The organism is Citrobacter sp. LJND-P06, assembly GCF_058188415.1.
On record NZ_CP187317.1, the window covers coordinates 310,187 to 329,732 of the forward strand.

Here is a 19,546-nt window from a genome sequence, read left to right on the forward strand (position 1 = left end):
ATGGAAAGCAAACGTCTGGATAATGCCGCGTTAGCGGCGGGGATCAGCCCCAATTATATCAATGCCCACGGTAAACCGCAGTCGATTGGCGCCGAAACCAAGCGGCGTTTGCTTGACGCCATGCATCGCACCACCGCCGCCACAACGGTGGCGGTGACACCCGTGCCAAATGTGATGGTGTATATCGCAGGCAAAAAAATGCCGCTGGCGGTCGAAGGGAGTGGGGAGTTTACGTGGATATTGACCACCGAAGAGGGGGCGCAGCACAAAGGGCACGCCACGGGTGGCAAAGCATTTCATCTTCCGGCAAAGCTGCCGGAGGGGTATCACACGCTGACATTAACCCAGGGCGAACAGCGTTCGCACTGCCGGATCATTGTGGCACCGAAGCGCTGCTACGAACCTCAGGCGTTGCTGACGGGCCAAAAACTGTGGGGCGCATGTGTGCAGCTCTACACCCTGCGTTCAGAGCGTAACTGGGGGATTGGCGATTTTGGCGATCTCAAGGCCATGCTGGTAGACGTAGCGAAACGCGGCGGTTCCTTCATTGGATTGAATCCCATTCATGCGCTGTATCCGGCGAACCCCGAGAGCGCCAGTCCGTATAGCCCCTCTTCGCGCCGCTGGCTGAACGTCATTTACATTGATGTGAACGCAGTAGAAGACTTCCGCCAGAGCGAAGAGGCGCAGGCGTGGTGGCAGAAGCCCGCTACGCAGAAAGCGCTGAAACAGGCGCGGGACGCCGAATGGGTGGATTACACCGCCGTGACGGCGTTGAAAATGACGGCGCTGCGTATGGCATGGCCTGGTTTCGCCGCCCGTGATGACGAGCAAATGGCTGAGTTTCGCCACTTTGTCGAACAGGAAGGCGAAAGCCTGTACTGGCAGGCCGCGTTCGACGCGCTGCATGCTTATCAGGTGAAAGAGGACGCCTTGCGTTGGGGCTGGCCGGTGTGGCCGAAGGCGTATCAGTCGGTGGATTCTCCACAGGTCAAACAGTTCTGCGAACAGCATCAGGATGAGGTGGATTTCTATCTCTGGCTACAGTGGCTGGCGTATACCCAGTTCGCCGCCTGCTGGCAAACCAGCCAGGGATTCGACATGCCGATTGGCCTGTATCGTGATCTGGCCGTGGGCGTCGCGGAGGGCGGTGCGGAAACCTGGTGTGACCGGGAGCTGTATTGCCTGAAAGCCTCTGTCGGTGCGCCGCCGGATATCCTCGGCCCGCTCGGTCAGAACTGGGGATTGCCACCAATGGATCCCCACATTATCACCGCACGTGCCTATGAGCCGTTTATCGAGCTACTGCGCGCCAATATGCAAAACTGCGGCGCGCTGCGTATCGATCATGTGATGTCGATGCTGCGTTTGTGGTGGATCCCCTACGGTGAAACGGCGGATCATGGCGCTTATGTTCATTATCCGGTGGACGATCTGCTCTCTATTCTGGCGCTGGAAAGTCAACGTAATCACTGTATGGTGATTGGTGAAGATCTGGGTACTGTGCCGGTGGAGATCGTCAGCAAACTGCGTAATAGCGGCGTCTATTCTTACAAAGTCCTCTATTTTGAAAATGACCATGAGAAGACCTTCCGTGCGCCGCAAGCGTACCCGGAACAATCAATGGCTGTCGCGACGACGCATGATCTTCCTACGCTGCGTGGCTATTGGGACAGCGGCGATCTGACGCTCGGCAAAACGCTGGGGCTTTACCCGGATGAAGCGGTTCTGCGTGAGCTGTATCAGGATCGCGAGCAGGCGAAACAAGGGCTGCTGGATGCGTTGCACAAGTATGGCTGCTTGCCAAAACGCGCAGGGCATAAGGCATCGCTGATGTCGATGACGTCGACGCTTAATCGTGGCCTACAGCGTTATATTGCAGACAGTAATAGCGCGCTGCTGGGGTTGCAGCCGGAAGACTGGCTGGATATGGCGGAGCCGGTCAATATTCCGGGCACCAGCGAACAGTACAAGAACTGGCGGCGTAAACTGGCTATCCCTCTTGAACAGATGTTTGCCGATGATGAGGTGAACAAGCTGATTAAGGATCTGGATAAGCGGCGAAAAGCGGCAACGAAGAAGAAGTAAACACCAAAACGCCGGGGCAAACCCCGGCGTTTTCTTATCTGTAGCCTGGCCGAGTGAGGTTGTTGTAGGCAGGATAAGGCAAAGCCGCCATCCGGCAATGTGCCGAATCGCGTCTGATGGCGCTTCGCTTATCAGGCCGACACGGTGAACGCTAAGCATAAAAAAAGCCGGGGAATCCCCGGCTTTTTAGTCTGGAAGTGCGGTGTTAAACCACCATACCCAGCAGCAGACACCCTACCAGGCCGCAGACAGAGATAATGGTTTCCAGCATTGACCATGATTTGATGGTCTCACCGATGGTCAGGTTGAAATACTCTTTGAACAGCCAGAAGCCCGGATCGTTCACGTGGGAGAAAATCACGCTACCAGAACCTACGGCGATAACCATCAGCTCAGGGCTTACGCCAGTGGTAGCAATCAGCGGTGCCACGATACCGCCCGCAGTAATGGCGGCGACCGTTGCTGAACCCAGCGCGATACGCAGGACGGCAGCGATAGACCACGCCATCAGAATCGGGGAGATGTTGGTTTCGTGCATCATAGAGGCGATGTATTTATCAACGCCGCTATCAACCAGAACCTGTTTGAACGCACCGCCACCGCCGATGATCAGAAGCATCATGGCAATGATTTTGATGGAAGAGGACAGGGTCTCGTTAATCTGATCCATGGAGCGACCACGGTTCAGACCGAAGGTGAACATCGCAATCAGAACCGCAATCAGCGTCGCCATGACCGGGTCGCCGAGGAATTCTGCGACAGCCAGGAACGGGTGACCTTTCGGCAGGCTCATCTCTGCAACGGCGCGGAACGCCATCAGGATAACCGGCACCAGGGAAGTCCAGACGCTGACGCCGAAGCCAGGCATCTCTTCTTCAGTAAAGGTTTTGGCGCTGTACAGACCTTCCGGAATCGGTTTGTCGATGCCTTTCAGGCAGCGAGCAAAAACAGGGCCGGCCAGAATAACGGTTGGGATTGCCAGAATAGTACCGAACAGCAGGGTTTTACCCATATCGGCATGGAAAATGGTCGCAATGGCCGTTGGGCCCGGGTGCGGCGGCAGGAAGCCGTGGGTCACGGAAAGCGCGGCCGCCATCGGTACACCGACAAACAGCAGCGGGATATTGGCAGCAGCAGCGATGGTGAACACCAGCGGCAGCATCAGTACGAAGCCCACTTCGTAGAACAGGGCGAAACCTACGGTGAAGCCGGTTAACACGACAGCCCACTGGATGTGTTTTTTACCAAATTTGGCAATTAACGTGGTGGCGATACGCTGCGCGCCACCACAATCCGCCAGCATTTTGCCCAACATGGCGCCGAAACCCATAATCAGGGCGAGACTGCCCAGGGTTCCACCAACACCAGCCTTGATGGAGCTAATCACTTTAACCAACGGCATGCCTTGCATCAGACCGACTGCAAGCGCTACCAGGACGAGAGCGATAAATCCGTTCATTTTGAAGCGGATCATCAGAAGAAGTAACAAGATTACACCGATAGCAACGATGACTAATGGCATGATTTACCTGGCCTTTACTTTGTTATGGGTAACGTCAGTGTTTAGATGACAAAATCCGGTTTTCCCAATGGGGAACAGAACCGCAGCGGCACCAGTACTGAGTGCCTTCGAAACTCTTTAGTTTAGTCGGCTGTTATGGGGTGGTTAGGTGCCCACATGAATGATACGGGTAACATGCGTGGGTTGAGAATCACCCAGGCAGGCAAAATTTGAATTATGAGACGTAGGTCATGTTATGTGGTCGGATCTTGCAGGAAAGAGAAGGCAAATACAGGCCCGGTGAGCAGGGTGTCACCGGGCAAAGGCAGGCTCTTAGTAGTAAGAGTGCTCGCCGCGCTGGTGTTCGGTCAGATCGCGAACGCCTTTCAGTTCAGGGAACTCATTCAGCAGTTGTTTTTCGATGCCTTCTTTCAGGGTGACATCGACCATAGAACAGCCGTTACAGCCGCCGCCAAACTGCAGAATGGCGTAGCCTTCGTCGGTTATCTCCATCAGCGTCACGCGACCGCCGTGGCCCGCTAGCTGTGGGTTGATCTGCGACTGGATTGCGTATTCCACGCGCTCCATCAGCGGCGCATCATCAGCAACTTTACGCATTTTCGCGTTTGGCGCTTTCAGCGTCAGCTGAGAACCTAATTGGTCGGTCACAAAATCAATTTCCGCATCTTCCAGATACGGCGCGCTCAGCTCATCGACATAAGCCGTCAGCAGGTCAAATTTGATGGGCGTGTCGGTTGCTTCCACGGCGTCCGGCGGACAATAAGAAACGCCACACTCAGCGTTAGGCGTACCGGGATTGATCACAAATACGCGGATTTGTGTCCCTTCTTCCTGATTTGCCAGCAGTTTGGCAAAGTGCGCTTGTGCAGCCTCGGAAATATGGATCATAGTAATGGCCTAATAGTTGACTATTCTAGTTGGTTATAATACGCCCATCATCGAGGCTCTACAAGGTTCGACACAGGCACCATACCTGGACAGTCGCTGCGCCGTGGCGTAAAAGCAGTTGCGCGATCTCCGCAACGGTACTTCCGGTAGTGACGACATCATCCACAATAACCATATGGAGTCCCCGCACCGGCAATTCAAGGCGGAATGCGTTTTTCAGGTTACGTTTGCGTAATCTCGCGCTGAGATGGTGCTGAGTGGCCGTCGCCCGAACCCGCGTCACGGACTGACTATTCCAGGCGCATCCCAGCCAGTGTGCCAGCGGACGGCATAAGAGATCGGTTTGGTTAAATCCCCTGCGCCAGTGGCGACGCTGCCAAAGCGGTACGCTGACTATCCGGTCTGGCAACCTGAGGCCAGTGGCGCGCCGCGCCAGTAATACCTCCTGCAATAGCAGACGCGAAAGGGCGACGGCAATCTCAGCGCGACGGGAAAATTTAAGCTGGTGGATGAGCGAACTCAGCGGCGGCGCATAGTCGCTAACGGTGACCAGTCGTTGCCAGGGGGGCGATTTTTGCAGACAACGCCCGCAGGGAAGCGTGGTATGTGCGGCCGGTAAACCGCACTGCGGACACAGGCAAACGCGACAGCGTACCGACTGCGCGCATACCGAACAAATTCCCCAATGGCCGAGCGCCAGCGGCATTCGGCATAGCCAGCATAAACCCGGTACTGATAGCATATGCACATCCTTGTTAGCTAAAAGAGAACAGTAACTGATGAATGACATCTGGTGGCAGACCGAAGGTCAGGGAAATTGTCATCTTGTGCTGCTGCACGGATGGGGATTGAATGCCGAAGTCTGGAATTGCATAAGCGCGGAACTGGCTTCGCATTTCACTCTGCATCTCGTTGACTTACCGGGCTTTGGCCGGAGTCAGGGATTTGGCGCAATGACGCTCGAGGCGATGGCGGAATGCGTACTGAAACAGGCGCCGGATAAAGCCGTTTGGCTCGGCTGGAGTCTGGGCGGGCTGGTCGCCAGTCAGGTGGCGTTAACGCATCCTGAGCGTGTTCAGGCATTGGTCACCGTGGCCTCATCGCCATGCTTTAGCGCTCATGAAGCGTGGCCTGGCATCAAACCGGAAATTTTAGCCGGTTTTCAACATCAACTGAGTGAAGACTTCCAGCGTACGGTGGAACGTTTTCTGGCGCTGCAAACGTTGGGAACGGAGACGGCGCGTCAGGATGCACGTGCACTGAAAAAAGCCGTACTGGCACTGCCCATGCCGGAAGTCGAGGTGCTGAATGGCGGTCTGGAAATCCTCAAAACCGTCGATCTCCGTGAGCCGCTAAAAACACTGACTATGCCGTTTTTGCGTCTGTACGGTCATCTGGATGGTCTGGTGCCGCGCAAAGTGGTGCCGATGCTGGATGCGTTATGGCCGGAGAGTGAATCTGAGGTTTTTGCGAAAGCGGCACATGCGCCGTTTATCTCGCATCCTGATGCGTTTTGTCAGGCGCTCATCGCCGTGAAGGAAAAACTGTAACAGCAGCATGTTGCCCGGCGATGTGTTGTTCGCCGGGCCTTGTGCGGTGAACTAGCGTAACGACCACCACTCGCGCAGACACGCTTTCCCCTCCGGGCAGCTCTTACAACTTCCGGAGAGGCACCCGTCGGCATCCTCCTGAATGCGCACGGCTTTACCCATGTTCTCCAGTTGACCCAGCATCGCATCAACCATAGGTTGCGGGGTATTAAGTGTGTGGCTAATTTGCTTAGCCTCCATCCGCCCCCGCAGCGCCAGTAAATCACGAACCTGAATAAGTGAAGCCATTGTTCACCGCCTTAGTGGCAGTCGCCCGTTGAGCTGGCGCAGCAGGAACTTGCCGTTTTACGCGTTGCCAGCAGTTCGATATCCACACGGCTACGGGCGTGACGCAACAGACCCAGCACCACAATGTTGAACAGGATGACGGCCAGAATGCAGACCAGACTGTAGGTCGGGTGCTGGCTGTAGCTGGCAACCTGATAAAACAACGTCGACAGTGAATAGGCGATGTTCAGACCCCACAGAATGGAGAAGCCCATCCAGCCGCGACTGGATTCACGGGAGATAGCCCCCATCACCGAGATGCACGGGACATACAGCAGGACGAAAATCAGATAGCTGTAAGCTGCTGCCGCACTACCGAATTTGGCACCCATCACGCCCATTGCGCCGGTCGCCATTTCGCCGTCGCCTTTGCTGGCTTCAATCGGGTTCGCCAGTACGCTGAGGCTGAAGGTATCTTTCAGGCTCTGCCAGGTTTCGTCTACCGCGCCCATCAACTCGTCACCGAGGTGGAACTCTGCGGGGTTGAACTCCTCTTCCTGGATGTTTTCTGCGGTATAGAGCGTGTTGAGCGTACCGACCACGACCTCTTTCGCCATTGCCCCGGTAAACAGCCCTACCGTTGCCTGCCAGTTATCTTCATGAACACCAATCGGTTTAAAGATAGGGGTGATCACGCGGCTCACGGAGGCGAGGGCGGAGTCGTTGATGTTGTCGACGATTTTCCCGCTCAGAGAGAAGCTGTTAAAGGCACTGAGGAAAATACTGACGATGATGATCACTTTACCGGCGCGCAGGACGAAGCCTTTCAGGCGCTGCCAGGTTTGAATGACCAGACTCTTAATGTGCGGAACATGGTAGACCGGCAGTTCCATAACAAACGGAGAGGCTTCGCCACGCATGATGGTGTGTTTGAGCATCAGGCCGGTCAATACTGCCATCACAATACCGAGTACGTAGAGTGAGAAGACCGCCAGGGCGCCATTCTGCCCAAAGAACGCAGCCGCAAACACCGCAAAAATCGCCAGGCGTGCGCCACAGGACATGAACGGCGCCATCATGATGGTCATCAGGCGTTCACGCGGTGCATCCAGGGTACGCGCACCCATCACTGAGGGGACGTTGCAACCAAAGCCCACAATTAGCGGCACGAATGATTTGCCCGGCAGCCCCAGCGCTTGCATCAAGCGGTCCATCACAAACGCGGCGCGCGCCATGTAACCGGAGTCTTCAAGGAAGGAGAGGAACAAGTACATCATCCCGATCTGCGGTACCAGCGGCAGAACGGTGTTGATCCCACCGCCAAGACCCTGGGCCAGGAAGATAGTCAACCACTCCGGGAAATGAAGGGTGTAGCCAATCCATTGGATCCCATGTACAAACAGCGCGACCGAACCGACGTCAAACAGCGGCTGTAAAGCGCCACCGATGTTAATGGCGAGCAGGAACATCAGGTACATGACGAACAGGAAAATCGGCAGGCCGAGGAAGCGGTTAAGGATGATTTTATCCACTGCCGTAGTGAACCGGCTGGGTTCTGCCGTCAGCGTATTACTCACCACGTCGCAAATGGCGGCGATACACTGGTAACGCGCGTCGGCAATGTGCAACGCCGGGTCTTCCATCGTGTCGCTTAAGCGCGCTATGGAGGCGTCCAGATTTTGGGCTGCGTCACCGGCATAGGCGCGGCTGTAGATATCGCCTTCCAGCATTTGCAGGCCAAGCCAGCGACGCTGTTGCAACGGCATTTCCGTGGACATCGCATCAGCCAGTGAATGGGCTTCACGTAATAGCGGCTGGGCATAATGCACCAGATCAACGCTGTCATTCGCCTGATGGCGGTCAATGGCCAGTTTCAGCGCTTCAATCCCGCGACCCCGCGTGGAAACCAGCGGAACCACAGGACAGCCAAGGCGTGCGGACAGGGCATCAATATCGATACGGATCTGCTGTTTTTCAGCAATATCCAGCATGTTGAGCGCCACAATGCAGGGAATGCCTAATTCGAGCAGTTGTAACGTCAGATAGAGGTTGCGCTCAAGGTTAGAGGCATCGACCACGTTGATCAGCAGGTCAGCGTCGCCGCTCAGAATGTAATGGCAGGCAATCTGCTCATCAAGCGAGGTTTGCGACGAAATGGTGGTCAGCGAATAGGTGCCGGGTAAATCGACCAGCGTGACCTGGTTATCGGTCGTGGCGAACTGACCCTCTTTACGCTCGACGGTCACGCCAGCCCAGTTACCCACGCGCTGACGCGCACCGGTAAGCTGGTTAAATAAGGTTGTCTTGCCGGAATTTGGATTGCCAATTAAACCAATGGTTAATTTTTTCATTTTTATAGACTCACTGTATTAACAGGAAACCGCTTCCACTTCTAATAAGGCCAGATCTTTTTTACGCAATACCAGGCTAACACGACGCGTTTGGATATGAATGGGGTCGCCTAAGGGCGCAACGCGCACCACATTAAAAGAAGAGCCGGGCAGCATGCCAAGAGAAAGCAGTTTCTGACGGTACGCCGGACTGATTTCACGGGCAAAACCGGTAATTTTCCACGCAGTGTCTGGAGTAAATTGCATAGGGCCTACTTTGTTTCTCGCTAACTGGATGTTTACCTCATGCGGTGCGCAGAGCGGAGGGCATGAGACCAGATGATTAGCCAACGAAGGAAAGATTAAATAATCAACAGTACAATGATAATGAGAATGGTTTCTATCATCAATACTTAAAATGTGACCGAATGTGGTTTTGTATAATAAATTGAACCAATCTTGATATGGCTCAACATTTATTCCCCTTACGGACAGGTCATGCCCTTCGGCAATAATGACCCCTTCTTAATGTTTAATTAACGTTTTATATGTTAACGGTGTGATAATTAAAAGTGTCATTCTCACCTGATGAAATTAATTAACAGATTCATTCTGCAAACATTAATTGTTAATCGGTAAATGGAATGGCTTGCCGGGAAGAAAAGGGAAAAACGTTGGGTATCCGGGAAACAGAAGACTGCTTCTGGCACGAGAGGTGTGCCAGAAGCAGGAAGAGGCAAGCAAACAGGCGTTAGCGTTTTTTACCCATCGCTGCGGCCAGTGCGTCCATCATGGCGCTGTTACCGGCAGGTTGAGCGTCGCGACCGTGTGGTTTCGCCGCTTTTGCCGCCGGACGATTGCCCTGGGCACGTTCGTTACTGCCGCTACTGCGACGGGCGTTCGTTTCACCAGGCTGTTCGTCCAGACGCATGGTCAGGGCAATACGCTTACGTTGCAGATCCACTTCCATCACTTTCACTTTAACGATGTCGCCCGCTTTCACCACGGTATGCGGATCTTCGACGAACTTGTTCGACAGGGAAGAGATATGTACCAGTCCGTCCTGATGGACACCGATATCCACAAACGCGCCAAAGTTGGTCACGTTGGTGACGGCGCCTTCGAGGATCATGCCAGGCAGCAGATCGTTCATGGTTTCCACGCCATCGGCAAACTGGGCGGTTTTAAACTCCGGACGCGGGTCGCGACCCGGTTTTTCCAGCTCTTTGATGATATCGGTGACGGTCGGTACCCCGAAGCGTTCGTCAGTAAAATCAGACGCTTTCAGATTACGCAGCTCGTTGCTGTTGCCCATCAGGTCGCGCAAGGACTGTTCGGTGGCCGCCAGAATGCGTTCGACGATGGGATACGCTTCCGGGTGAACCGTGGACGCATCCAGCGGGTTATCGCCATGGTTGATACGCAGGAAGCCCGCACACTGTTCAAAAGCTTTTGGCCCCAGACGGCTCACCTTCAGCAACTGTTGGCGGTTCTGGAACTGGCCGTTTTCATCGCGCCAGCTCACGATATTCTGCGCCATCATTCGGGTCAGACCTGCCACGCGGGTTAACAGTGGCACGGAAGCCGTATTCAGATCGACACCGACGGCGTTTACGCAGTCTTCGACCACGGCGTCCAGTTTACGGGCGAGCTGAGTCTGGCTAACGTCATGCTGGTACTGGCCTACACCGATGGATTTCGGATCGATTTTTACCAGCTCGGCCAGCGGATCTTGCAGGCGACGGGCGATAGAAACCGCGCCGCGCAGCGAAACGTCGAGATCCGGGAACTCCAGTGCTGCCAGTTCGGAAGCCGAGTAAACCGAGGCGCCAGCTTCGCTGACAATCACCTTCTGGGCGGTCACTTTCGGGAACTGTTTCTGTACGTCGAGGAAGAAACGCTCCGTTTCACGCGATGCGGTGCCGTTACCGATGGCGACCAGCTCAACGTTGTATTTTTCGCACAGCGCGGCAACCGCGACGGCGGCTTTCGCTGCCTGACCGGTATGCGGGTAAATGGTGTCGGTGGCGACCAGTTTGCCGGTGCCGTCGACAACGGCGACCTTCACGCCGGTACGCAGACCGGGATCGAGACCCATGGTGGCACGCAGACCGGCAGGCGCTGCCATCAGCAGATCGTGCAGGTTACGGGCGAAGACGTTAATCGCTTCATCCTCCGCGCGCTCGCGCACGGTTCCCATCAGCTCGGTTTCGAGGTGCATCAGCACTTTAATACGCCATGTCCAGCTCACGACGCCTTTACGCCAGCCATCCGCCGGGGCGTTATTCAGGCGCAGGCCGAGGTGGTTCTGGATAATCTGTTCGCCGTGGCTCTCTTTCGGCGGCTCGTCGAACTGCGGATCGGCATTCAGCGAGAGCTGTAATACGCCTTCGTTACGACCGCGGAACATTGCCAGCGCGCGGTGAGACGGAACGGAGGAGATCGGTTCGTGATGGTCGAAGTAGTCGCGGAATTTCGCGCCTTCTTCCTCTTTGCCTGCCACCACGGTTGCCACGATGTGGGCGTTTTTCCACAGATAATCACGCACTTTCGCCAACAGAGCGGCGTCTTCGGCAAAACGCTCCATCAGGATGTAACGCGCGCCGTCGAGTGCCGCTTTGGTGTCGGCCACGCCTTTTTCGGCATCGATATAGTTGGCGGCTTCTGTTTCCGGGTCGTTGGACGGGTCGGTCCACAGCAGATCGGCTAGCGGCTCAAGGCCTGCTTCGATGGCGATTTGCCCACGGGTACGGCGCTTCGGTTTATAGGGCAGGTAGAGATCTTCGAGTTCGGTCTTACTTAACGTCCCGTTGATGGCATTTTCCAGCGCATCGGTCAGTTTGCCTTGCTCGGAAATAGATTTGAGGATCGACTGACGTCTGTCTTCCAGTTCGCGTAAATACCCCAGACGCGTTTCCAGGTTACGCAGTTGCGTATCATCCAGACCGCCGGTGATTTCCTTACGATAACGTGCGATAAACGGCACGGTGTTCCCTTCGTCAAGCAGGCGAACGGCAGCTTCTACCTGTTCGGCGCGTGCCTGAATTTCGCCCGCAATAATGCGGCAGAAAGAATCATTCATCATGGATTGGCTTCATCTACTGAGTAAAAATCAGGGAATAGTTATACGGACTGACTGGCAAAAATGCCAGTCATCCACAGGGGCTTCGGATTGTTCCTGCTCATTTTACGTATTCAATTTCGTTAACGTACCAGCTCGCTTCTCCCGCAGGCGTGTTCACCACCGCGAGATCGCCCACCTCTTTTTTCAGCAGCGCGCGCGCCATCGGCGAGTCGATAGAGATGTAATCCTTACGGCCGAAAATCTCATCGTAACCGACGATACGAAAGCGACGGATATCACCGTCGTCGTTTTCGATTTCCACCCACGCACCGAAGAACACTTTGCCTTCCTGCTGCGGGGAGTAGTCGACAATTTTGAGATTTTCCATGCATTTGGTGAGATAACGGACACGGCGGTCAATCTCACGCAGCCGCTTTTTATTATACTGGTAGTCGGCATTCTCGCTGCGGTCGCCAAGACTTGCAGCCCAGGTCACTTTTTTGGTGACTTCAGGGCGCTCTTCACGCCAGAGATAATTCAGCTCTTGCTTGAGTTTTTCGTACCCTTCCCGGGTAATCAGGGGCGTTTTCATCTTATTGATTTACCTTCGACGCTGTGATTATGCGCACAATTAGTATTACGCGACGTAATCAACAGAATAAATAATGTGCCGCAAGTTTCATTGTATACTTAAGCTGCTGTTAAATATGCTTTGTAACAATTTAGCCTGGAATTCATACCAGAATTCACTGGTGGCGAACGTGAGCTTTCTTAAGAATACACACTTACAATTGTTGCGAACCTTTGGGAGTACAAACAATGCAAGAGAATTATAAGATTCTGGTGGTAGATGACGACATGCGTTTGCGCGCGCTTCTGGAGCGTTATCTGACCGAGCAGGGCTTCCAGGTTCGAAGCGTCGCCAACGCTGAGCAGATGGATCGTCTGCTAACCCGCGAATCCTTTCACCTCATGGTACTGGATTTAATGTTGCCAGGAGAAGATGGCCTGTCAATTTGCCGTCGTCTGCGTAGCCAGAGCAACCCGATGCCGATCATCATGGTGACCGCCAAAGGCGAGGAAGTTGACCGCATTGTGGGGCTGGAAATCGGTGCTGACGATTATATTCCTAAACCGTTTAACCCACGTGAACTGCTGGCGCGTATTCGTGCAGTGCTACGTCGTCAGGCGAACGAGTTGCCAGGCGCACCTTCTCAGGAAGAAGCGGTCATTGCTTTCGGTAAGTTCAAACTGAATCTGGGCACCCGCGAAATGTTCCGTGAAGACGAGCCGATGCCGCTGACCAGCGGTGAGTTTGCGGTTCTGAAGGCGCTGGTGAGCCACCCGCGTGAGCCGCTGTCGCGCGACAAACTGATGAACCTGGCGCGTGGTCGTGAATACTCCGCAATGGAACGTTCCATCGATGTGCAGATTTCGCGTTTGCGTCGTATGGTGGAAGAAGATCCGGCGCACCCGCGTTATATTCAGACCGTTTGGGGTCTGGGCTATGTCTTTGTGCCGGACGGTTCTAAAGCATGAGGCGAATGCGCTTCTCTCCACGAAGTTCATTTGCCCGCACGTTGCTACTCATCGTCACTTTGCTGTTTGTCAGCCTGGTGACGACCTATCTGGTGGTGCTGAACTTTGCGATTCTGCCGAGCCTCCAGCAGTTTAATAAGGTCCTGGCTTACGAAGTTCGTATGCTGATGACGGATAAACTGCAACTGGAGGACGGCACGCAGCTCGTTGTGCCTCCCGCGTTCCGCCGGGAAATTTACCGTGAGTTGGGCATTTCCCTCTACTCTAACGAAGCCGCCGAAGAGGCTGGCCTTCGTTGGGCGCAACACTATGAGTTCTTAAGCCATCAGATGGCGCAGCAGTTGGGTGGCCCCACGGAAGTTCGCGTTGAGGTCAACAAAAGCTCGCCCGTCGTTTGGCTAAAAACCTGGCTATCGCCCAACATTTGGGTGCGTGTGCCGCTGACTGAAATCCATCAGGGCGATTTCTCCCCACTGTTTCGCTATACGCTGGCGATAATGCTCATGGCGATAGGCGGCGCATGGCTGTTTATCCGTATCCAGAACCGACCGCTGGTGGATCTCGAGCATGCGGCGTTACAGGTCGGGAAGGGCATTATTCCGCCGCCGCTGCGTGAGTATGGCGCGTCGGAGGTGCGCTCCGTGACCCGAGCCTTTAACCATATGGCGGCGGGCGTGAAGCAACTGGCCGATGACCGCACCTTGCTGATGGCGGGGGTGAGCCACGATCTGCGTACTCCGCTGACGCGCATTCGTCTGGCTACTGAGATGATGGGCGAAGAGGACGGTTACCTCGCGGAGTCCATCAACAAAGATATCGAAGAGTGCAACGCCATTATCGAGCAGTTTATCGATTACCTGCGTACCGGGCAGGAAATGCCGATGGAAATGGCCGATCTTAATGCCGTGCTGGGCGAAGTCATTGCCGCGGAAAGCGGTTACGAGCGCGAAATCGATACCGGGCTACAGCCGGGCATGATTCAGGTGAAGATGCATCCGTTGTCGATCAAGCGTGCGGTCGCCAATATGGTGGTCAACGCGGCACGCTATGGTAATGGCTGGATTAAAGTCAGTAGCGGGACGGAACCTCATCGCGCCTGGTTCCAGGTTGAAGATGACGGCCCGGGGATTAAACCGGAGCAGCGCAAACACCTGTTCCAGCCGTTTGTACGCGGCGATAGCGCCCGCAGTACCAGCGGTACCGGACTGGGTCTGGCGATTGTGCAACGTATCATTGATAACCATAACGGTATGCTGGAGATAGGCACCAGCGAGCGGGGTGGGCTCTCAATTCGCGCCTGGCTGCCGGTTCCGATGGCTCGCATTCCGGCGTCAATCAAAGACGTGTAGAAAAAACGTGTAAAAAAGGGAGGCTAAATGCCTCCCTTCGTTTAGTGCTCAACACTAAATCTCATGTTTTAAATCATTTTTAATTGATTGATGATAAAAGGATTAGCCTGGAGCAGAAGGAGTAATTTTCTCGGGGCCCCGGTAGGTTGACGTCGTTTTGTTTCCCAGCTTTTAACCAGGTCATAACTCACGCCAACCGCGACGGCAAAATCTTGCTGACGTAATCCGGTTGCTTCACGAATGGCTTTGACATCAATCTCACTAAAGGTATGCACACATTCCGGTTTAGGGGTTTCTTCGCCCTTTTCGATACGTACCATTTCTTCTGCACTGGCCAGCAGATCGGCAAATAATTCGTCTTTCATCTGTCTCTCATTGCCCTTGTTGACACCACACTCAGGATTTTTCCCATGGTGGGAGTAACAGAACCTCTGCGTTACTGCAGCATATCGGATAGTTGCTTCAGAATTTTTTTCTGTTCTGCGGTTAAATCATCCTGCTCATTTTTGGGGTAGACCAGTGCCAGATAAATTCGACCGTTTCGCATCACGTTATAGTAGATTATCCGAACACCGCCACGCTTACCCATACCAGAACGGCTCCAGCGGATTTTTCTAAATCCTCCCGTATCGGCGATGGTAGCTCCAGTTTCAGGATCTTCAATGAGCATCTCCTGGAAAGCGCGGAACTCATCATCAGGTAACAGCATCTGACGTCGCTTACTGAATCCATGTAGTTCGATAAAAGTGAACATGACGCTTCCTGCGTATAGTGATGCTAACCAGGATTATAGGTGTACCGTGTACATTTTAAAAGCGTTCTCACAATAAAAAAGCCCCTAATCCTGAAGGAAAAGGGGCTGGATCATTATCTTAGAAATTTACAGCTTCGGGCCGGCGCTCACCAGCGCTGCGCCTGCTGGGGTATCGGTATATTTCTCGAAGTTCTCAATGAACAGTTTTGCCAGCGCGGACGCTTTTTCCTGCCACTGTTCAGGTGACGCGTAGGTGTTACGCGGATCAAGAATACGCGTGTCCACACCCGGCAGTTCGGTAGGGATTGCCAGGTCAAACATCGGCAGACTGAAGGTTTCCGCGTCGTCCAGGGAACCGTTCAGGATGGCATCGATGATGGCGCGAGTATCTTTGATGGAGATACGTTTGCCAGTACCGTTCCAGCCGGTGTTCACCAGGTATGCCTGCGCGCCTGAGTCCTGCATACGTTTCACCAGCACTTCTGCGTACTGTGTTGGGTGCAGCGACAGGAAGGCTGCGCCAAAGCAGGCGGAGAAGGTCGGTGTGGGTTCAGTAACGCCACGCTCAGTCCCTGCCAGCTTAGCGGTAAAGCCTGACAGGAAGTGGTACTGGGTCTGGTTTGCCGTCAGACGGGAAACCGGCGGCAATACGCCGAACGCATCAGCGGTCAGGAAGATAACTTTAGTGGCATGACCCGCTTTGGAGATCGGCTTGACGATGTTATCGATGTGATAGATCGGGTAAGAAACGCGGGTGTTCTCGGTTTTTGAACCATCATCAAAATCAATGGTGCCGTCGTCGCGAACTGTCACGTTTTCCAGCAGCGCATCACGGCGAATGGCGTTATAGATCTCCGGCTCAGCGTCTTTAGACAGCTTGATGGTCTTCGCGTAGCAACCGCCTTCAAAGTTAAACACGCCGTCGTCGTCCCAGCCGTGTTCGTCATCGCCAATCAGACGACGTTTCGGGTCGGTAGAGAGGGTAGTTTTGCCGGTGCCGGAAAGACCAAAGAAGACCGCGACATCGCCTTTCTCGCCCACGTTGGCGGAGCAGTGCATGGACGCAATGCCTTTCAGCGGCAGCAGGTAGTTCATCACGGAGAACATCCCTTTCTTCATTTCACCGCCGTACCAGGTACCGCCAATCAACTGAATGCGTTCGGTCAGGTTGAACGCCACGAAGTTCTCGGAGTTTAATCCCTGTTCTTTCCACTGCGGGTTGGTGCATTTCGCGCCGTTCATTACGATAAAGTCAGGTTTGAAGCTGACCAGCTCTTCATCGCTCGGGCGGATGAACATGTTTTTAACGAAGTGTGCCTGCCAGGCCACTTCCGTAATAAAGCGCACAGAAAGACGGGTATCGGCGTTGGCGCCACAGAAGGCATCAACAATGAACAGGCGCTTACCAGAGAGTTGTTGGGTCACCAGACCTTTCAGATGCTGCCAGGTTTCCTGGGCGAGCGGTTTGTTGTCGTTCTTCCCTTTGCCTTTGTCGGACCACCAGAGCGTATCACGCGTGGTGTCATCACGAACAATGTACTTATCCTTTGGCGAACGTCCGGTAAAGATACCGGTATCAACAGCAACGGCGCCGAGGTTCGTTAGCACACCACGCTCATAGCCTTCCAGGGAAGGGTCGAGCTCTTCCTGGTAAAGCGTTTCGTAGCTTGGGTTGTAAACGATATCCTGAACGTCATTGATACCATAAGCCTTGAGATCTTGCGGGGTTAAACTGTTCACACGCATTTCACTGCTCCTTAGCCAAGATGTATTGCCTGAAATATTAAGGTTTTTTAGGGTTTGTTTAACGCGACAAGGCTCATAGATTTACGCATCTGAAAAAAATCACGAGTGACTGAAAACGCTGCAACTCCTGTCACGAAGCGGCGATTATTATGGCAGGAAACACTTTTTTGTTGTGGAAAATGTTCTTAAAACGTTAAACAGAAGTGTATTTGGCGGGAATATTGTGACTGTAATCGCATTCATAGAAGAAAATTACGTAACAACAAAATTTAAATTATCGATTCACGTCGAAATAAAAAGTGAGGGGCAGCGAGAAAAATGTGAGGAATGCCGGGCGGTGTTACCGCACACCCGGCCTTTTAGAGACTCTGTCGCGTCGCCATCCGGCGTTTTATACGCGATTAATGGACTTGCGGATCGGCAGGAGAGGCGTTGTTGCGGATCTCAGTAATGTCCATCGCGTTGAACAGATAGTGACTGCCGCAATAATCGCAGTGCATATCGATCTCGCCTTCTTCAGAAATGATGCTGTCGACCTCTTCATCCGGCAGTGTTCTCAGCGCGCCCGCACAACGTTCACGCGAACAGGTGCATTTGAACTCAACGTCCTGCGGATCGTAGAGCGTGACCTCTTCTTCGTGATACAGACGCCACAGTATTTCGGTCGCAGGCAGCGTCAACAGCTCTTCAGTTTTGATGGTTTCTGTCAGCGTCGCCAGATGATCAAAATCAGTCGTTTGGGCATTCTGTGCTGGCATCACCTGCAACAGCATACCGCCTGCCGCCGGTTTACCCTCGATGTCGCCCGTACGAATAAACAGGCGTGTGGGCAACTGCTCAGAGCGCTGGAAATAGTCTTCCAGACATGCTGCCAGCGTATCGCCTTCCAGACCGACCACGCCCTGGTAGCGTTCGCCTTCTTCTGGCGTGATGGTGATGACCAGATAACCGTTGCCGACCAGCGTTTTCAGATCGGCATTTTCAGGAATGTCGCCCTGAATGCGGGCGACGCCACGCATCTGTTGGTTATTGTTTCCGTTGATCACCGCCAGGCTCATCGGGCCGTCACCCTGCAGTTGCACGGTGATATCACCCGCAAATTTCAGCGTTGCAGTGAGCAGGCTGGTCGCAACCAGCAGTTCGGCGAGCACGGTTTTCACCGGCTGCGGATAGCTATGATTCTCGAGGATCTGTTGCAGGGTTTCCGATACGGTCACCAGCTCGCCGCGTACGGCAAAGTTTTCAAACAGATAACGGTGTAATTGGTCATGTTGCGGCATAATCATCTCTCTTGCAGGTGACAGTCACTCACTGTCGCCGTGTTTAAATCGTAACAGGTCGCGGCGTTCTTTTTTATCCGGGCGCCTGTCCGGGTGCGGCATGGTCAACGCATTAAGCTTACGCGCCAGCGCGACTTTTTCGCGTTTTTCTACGCTTTCTGCCGTCTCTTCATACAGTGCGACGGCTTCGCTTGCCGGGCGGCGTTGCTCGGTAATCGCTTTGATGATGACCGTGCGCTCGTCATTTCCCTGGCGCAGCGTCAGGGTGGCATTCAGCTCGACAATTTTACTCGGCTTACTGCGCTGCCCGTTGTAGTGCACCTTACCGCCTTCCACCATTTCACGCGCGATGGCGCGGGTTTTATAAAAACGGGCAGCCCACAGCCATTTATCCAGCCTGACCTCAACAGAGGGTTTCTCTTTCATGGCGACTCCTTCACATCAGCGAGGGGATCAATCGGCGGTAGTCATTCAGCGACGGATGGCGAGTATACTGCTTTTCCACGATGCCGGAGTCGGGATTGGTCACGCCGAGGCAGTAACGAATGCCAAATTGGGCGGCGGCATCGAGAATAGGCTCGCTGTCATCGATAAACACCGTTTTCTCCGCGTTCATGCCCGTCTCTTCAGCCACAGCGTGCCATAACCGCTGATCCTCTTTGGGATAACCAAATGTGTGGGTAGAAAGTAATAAATCAAGGTGTGAGGCCAGACCGGTATGTTCCAGCTTCACCGCCAGGTTGTGTGGGTGCGCATTGGTGAGCAAAATACGGCGTTTACCGCTTGCTTTTAACGCATCCAAAAACGGAACGGTATCCTCGCGCAGAACGGCGCGCGGCCCCTGTTCCGTGGTCATGGCGCAGATATCCAGCCCCAGCCGTTCGCTCCAGTAATCCAGGCAGTACCAGTTTAACGTATGCTGTACGTCTTGATACTGCTGGCGAATAAATTGCTGGGCTTCTTGTGGAGAGATACCGTGCTGCGCGCCGTAGGTTTCCGGCACCAGTTTTTGCCAGAAATAGTTATCGAACGCGAGATCAAGCAGCGTGCCGTCCATATCCAGCAAAACGGTGTCTACGTCCTGCCAGGCGATATCAATGTGCATGGGTTCTCTCCTGAGTGAAGCAATTTGCGCGACAGGGTAGCACACCCTGCCGCACGGGCGTGTT

General features: G+C 54.1%; 18 protein-coding genes. 4 read left to right on the forward strand and 14 right to left on the reverse strand.

The window, feature by feature from the left end:
* A complete protein-coding gene (malQ, locus tag ACO7SM_RS01385) occupies positions 1-2,088 on the forward strand; it encodes a 4-alpha-glucanotransferase (RefSeq protein ID WP_490469421.1) in 2,088 nt (695 codons plus the stop codon).
* 205 nt (positions 2,089-2,293) lie between these two features.
* On the opposite strand, the gene gntT is transcribed toward malQ, so the two are convergent.
* The 3 genes from gntT to gntX form a co-directional block, all read right to left on the reverse strand.
* Complete coding sequence (gene gntT / locus ACO7SM_RS01390) at positions 2,294-3,610, reverse strand: gluconate transporter (RefSeq protein WP_203359719.1); 1,317 nt, start codon at positions 3,608-3,610, stop codon at positions 2,294-2,296.
* A gap of 312 nt (positions 3,611-3,922) precedes the next feature.
* Positions 3,923-4,498: a Fe-S biogenesis protein NfuA gene (nfuA, locus tag ACO7SM_RS01395; protein ID WP_192614270.1), complete on the reverse strand. Its 576-nt coding sequence runs from the start codon at positions 4,496-4,498 to the stop codon at positions 3,923-3,925.
* A 58-nt stretch (positions 4,499-4,556) separates the two neighbouring features.
* The gene (gene gntX, locus ACO7SM_RS01400) at positions 4,557-5,240 is read right to left on the reverse strand and encodes a DNA utilization protein GntX (protein ID WP_490469422.1); all 684 of its coding nucleotides are present in this window, start codon (positions 5,238-5,240) and stop codon (positions 4,557-4,559) included.
* 37 nt (positions 5,241-5,277) lie between these two features.
* Between gntX and bioH the strand changes: the two genes are divergently transcribed.
* Positions 5,278-6,048, forward strand: coding sequence for a pimeloyl-ACP methyl ester esterase BioH (gene bioH / locus ACO7SM_RS01405; RefSeq protein WP_490469423.1), 771 nt, complete (start codon positions 5,278-5,280; stop codon positions 6,046-6,048).
* Between the two features lie 51 nt (positions 6,049-6,099).
* Here bioH and feoC read toward each other — a convergent pair whose 3' ends face one another.
* From feoC to greB, 5 genes are all read right to left on the reverse strand, one after another.
* Positions 6,100-6,336, reverse strand: a complete 237-nt coding sequence (feoC, locus tag ACO7SM_RS01410) for a [Fe-S]-dependent transcriptional repressor FeoC (protein WP_490469424.1) — start codon at positions 6,334-6,336, stop codon at positions 6,100-6,102.
* A gap of 11 nt (positions 6,337-6,347) precedes the next feature.
* Positions 6,348-8,666 carry a Fe(2+) transporter permease subunit FeoB gene (feoB, locus tag ACO7SM_RS01415; RefSeq protein WP_490469425.1) on the reverse strand — a complete coding sequence of 773 codons (2,319 nt, stop codon included), beginning with the start codon at positions 8,664-8,666 and terminating at the stop codon, positions 6,348-6,350.
* 18 nt (positions 8,667-8,684) lie between these two features.
* A complete protein-coding gene (gene feoA, locus ACO7SM_RS01420; protein WP_490469426.1) occupies positions 8,685-8,912 on the reverse strand; it encodes a ferrous iron transporter A in 228 nt (75 codons plus the stop codon).
* Between the two features lie 484 nt (positions 8,913-9,396).
* The gene (locus tag ACO7SM_RS01425; protein ID WP_490469427.1) at positions 9,397-11,730 is read right to left on the reverse strand and encodes a Tex family protein; all 2,334 of its coding nucleotides are present in this window, start codon (positions 11,728-11,730) and stop codon (positions 9,397-9,399) included.
* Between the two features lie 97 nt (positions 11,731-11,827).
* A complete protein-coding gene (gene greB, locus ACO7SM_RS01430; protein ID WP_490469428.1) occupies positions 11,828-12,301 on the reverse strand; it encodes a transcription elongation factor GreB in 474 nt (157 codons plus the stop codon).
* A 227-nt stretch (positions 12,302-12,528) separates the two neighbouring features.
* Here greB and ompR point away from each other — a divergent pair, with 227 nt between their 5' ends.
* Both ompR and envZ read left to right on the forward strand, forming a co-directional pair.
* Positions 12,529-13,248, forward strand: coding sequence for an osmolarity response regulator transcription factor OmpR (gene ompR, locus ACO7SM_RS01435; protein WP_001157751.1), 720 nt, complete (start codon positions 12,529-12,531; stop codon positions 13,246-13,248).
* On the forward strand, positions 13,245-14,597 hold the full coding sequence (gene envZ, locus ACO7SM_RS01440; protein WP_490469429.1) for a two-component system sensor histidine kinase EnvZ: 1,353 nt from the start codon (positions 13,245-13,247) through the stop codon (positions 14,595-14,597). Before ompR ends, envZ begins: the two co-directional genes overlap by 4 nt.
* A gap of 68 nt (positions 14,598-14,665) precedes the next feature.
* On the opposite strand, the gene nadS is transcribed toward envZ, so the two are convergent.
* The 6 genes from nadS to yrfG form a co-directional block, all read right to left on the reverse strand.
* Complete coding sequence (gene nadS / locus ACO7SM_RS01445) at positions 14,666-14,962, reverse strand: NadS family protein (protein WP_490469430.1); 297 nt, start codon at positions 14,960-14,962, stop codon at positions 14,666-14,668.
* A gap of 71 nt (positions 14,963-15,033) precedes the next feature.
* Complete coding sequence (locus tag ACO7SM_RS01450) at positions 15,034-15,351, reverse strand: type II toxin-antitoxin system RelE/ParE family toxin (RefSeq protein ID WP_490469431.1); 318 nt, start codon at positions 15,349-15,351, stop codon at positions 15,034-15,036.
* 126 nt (positions 15,352-15,477) lie between these two features.
* On the reverse strand, positions 15,478-17,097 hold the full coding sequence (gene pckA, locus ACO7SM_RS01455; RefSeq protein WP_490469432.1) for a phosphoenolpyruvate carboxykinase (ATP): 1,620 nt from the start codon (positions 17,095-17,097) through the stop codon (positions 15,478-15,480).
* A gap of 401 nt (positions 17,098-17,498) precedes the next feature.
* On the reverse strand, positions 17,499-18,377 hold the full coding sequence (gene hslO, locus ACO7SM_RS01460) for an Hsp33 family molecular chaperone HslO (RefSeq protein ID WP_490469433.1): 879 nt from the start codon (positions 18,375-18,377) through the stop codon (positions 17,499-17,501).
* 24 nt (positions 18,378-18,401) lie between these two features.
* Entirely contained in the window at positions 18,402-18,803 is a 402-nt protein-coding gene (hslR, locus tag ACO7SM_RS01465; protein ID WP_490469434.1) for a ribosome-associated heat shock protein Hsp15, read from the reverse strand.
* A gap of 10 nt (positions 18,804-18,813) precedes the next feature.
* Positions 18,814-19,482, reverse strand: a complete 669-nt coding sequence (yrfG, locus tag ACO7SM_RS01470) for a GMP/IMP nucleotidase (protein ID WP_490469435.1) — start codon at positions 19,480-19,482, stop codon at positions 18,814-18,816.
* Positions 19,483-19,546: the final 64 nt, after the last annotated feature.

Bases quoted from the DNA above. Each gene is read 5' to 3' on its own strand.
- greB (WP_490469428.1), bottom strand. From the start codon at position 12,301: ATGAAAACGCCCCTGATTACCCGGGAAGGGTACGAAAAACTCAAGCAA.
- gntX (WP_490469422.1), bottom strand. From the start codon at position 5,240: ATGCTATCAGTACCGGGTTTATGCTGGCTATGCCGAATGCCGCTGGCG.
- nfuA (WP_192614270.1), bottom strand. From the start codon at position 4,498: ATGATCCATATTTCCGAGGCTGCACAAGCGCACTTTGCCAAACTGCTG.
- ompR (WP_001157751.1), top strand. From the start codon at position 12,529: ATGCAAGAGAATTATAAGATTCTGGTGGTAGATGACGACATGCGTTTG.
- ACO7SM_RS01425 (WP_490469427.1), bottom strand. From the start codon at position 11,730: ATGATGAATGATTCTTTCTGCCGCATTATTGCGGGCGAAATTCAGGCA.
- yrfG (WP_490469435.1), bottom strand. From the start codon at position 19,482: ATGCACATTGATATCGCCTGGCAGGACGTAGACACCGTTTTGCTGGAT.
- malQ (WP_490469421.1), top strand. From the start codon at position 1: ATGGAAAGCAAACGTCTGGATAATGCCGCGTTAGCGGCGGGGATCAGC.
- bioH (WP_490469423.1), top strand. From the start codon at position 5,278: ATGAATGACATCTGGTGGCAGACCGAAGGTCAGGGAAATTGTCATCTT.
- feoC (WP_490469424.1), bottom strand. From the start codon at position 6,336: ATGGCTTCACTTATTCAGGTTCGTGATTTACTGGCGCTGCGGGGGCGG.
- feoA (WP_490469426.1), bottom strand. From the start codon at position 8,912: ATGCAATTTACTCCAGACACTGCGTGGAAAATTACCGGTTTTGCCCGT.
- hslO (WP_490469433.1), bottom strand. From the start codon at position 18,377: ATGCCGCAACATGACCAATTACACCGTTATCTGTTTGAAAACTTTGCC.
- gntT (WP_203359719.1), bottom strand. From the start codon at position 3,610: ATGCCATTAGTCATCGTTGCTATCGGTGTAATCTTGTTACTTCTTCTG.
- feoB (WP_490469425.1), bottom strand. From the start codon at position 8,666: ATGAAAAAATTAACCATTGGTTTAATTGGCAATCCAAATTCCGGCAAG.
- ACO7SM_RS01450 (WP_490469431.1), bottom strand. From the start codon at position 15,351: ATGTTCACTTTTATCGAACTACATGGATTCAGTAAGCGACGTCAGATG.
- pckA (WP_490469432.1), bottom strand. From the start codon at position 17,097: ATGCGTGTGAACAGTTTAACCCCGCAAGATCTCAAGGCTTATGGTATC.
- envZ (WP_490469429.1), top strand. From the start codon at position 13,245: ATGAGGCGAATGCGCTTCTCTCCACGAAGTTCATTTGCCCGCACGTTG.
- hslR (WP_490469434.1), bottom strand. From the start codon at position 18,803: ATGAAAGAGAAACCCTCTGTTGAGGTCAGGCTGGATAAATGGCTGTGG.
- nadS (WP_490469430.1), bottom strand. From the start codon at position 14,962: ATGAAAGACGAATTATTTGCCGATCTGCTGGCCAGTGCAGAAGAAATG.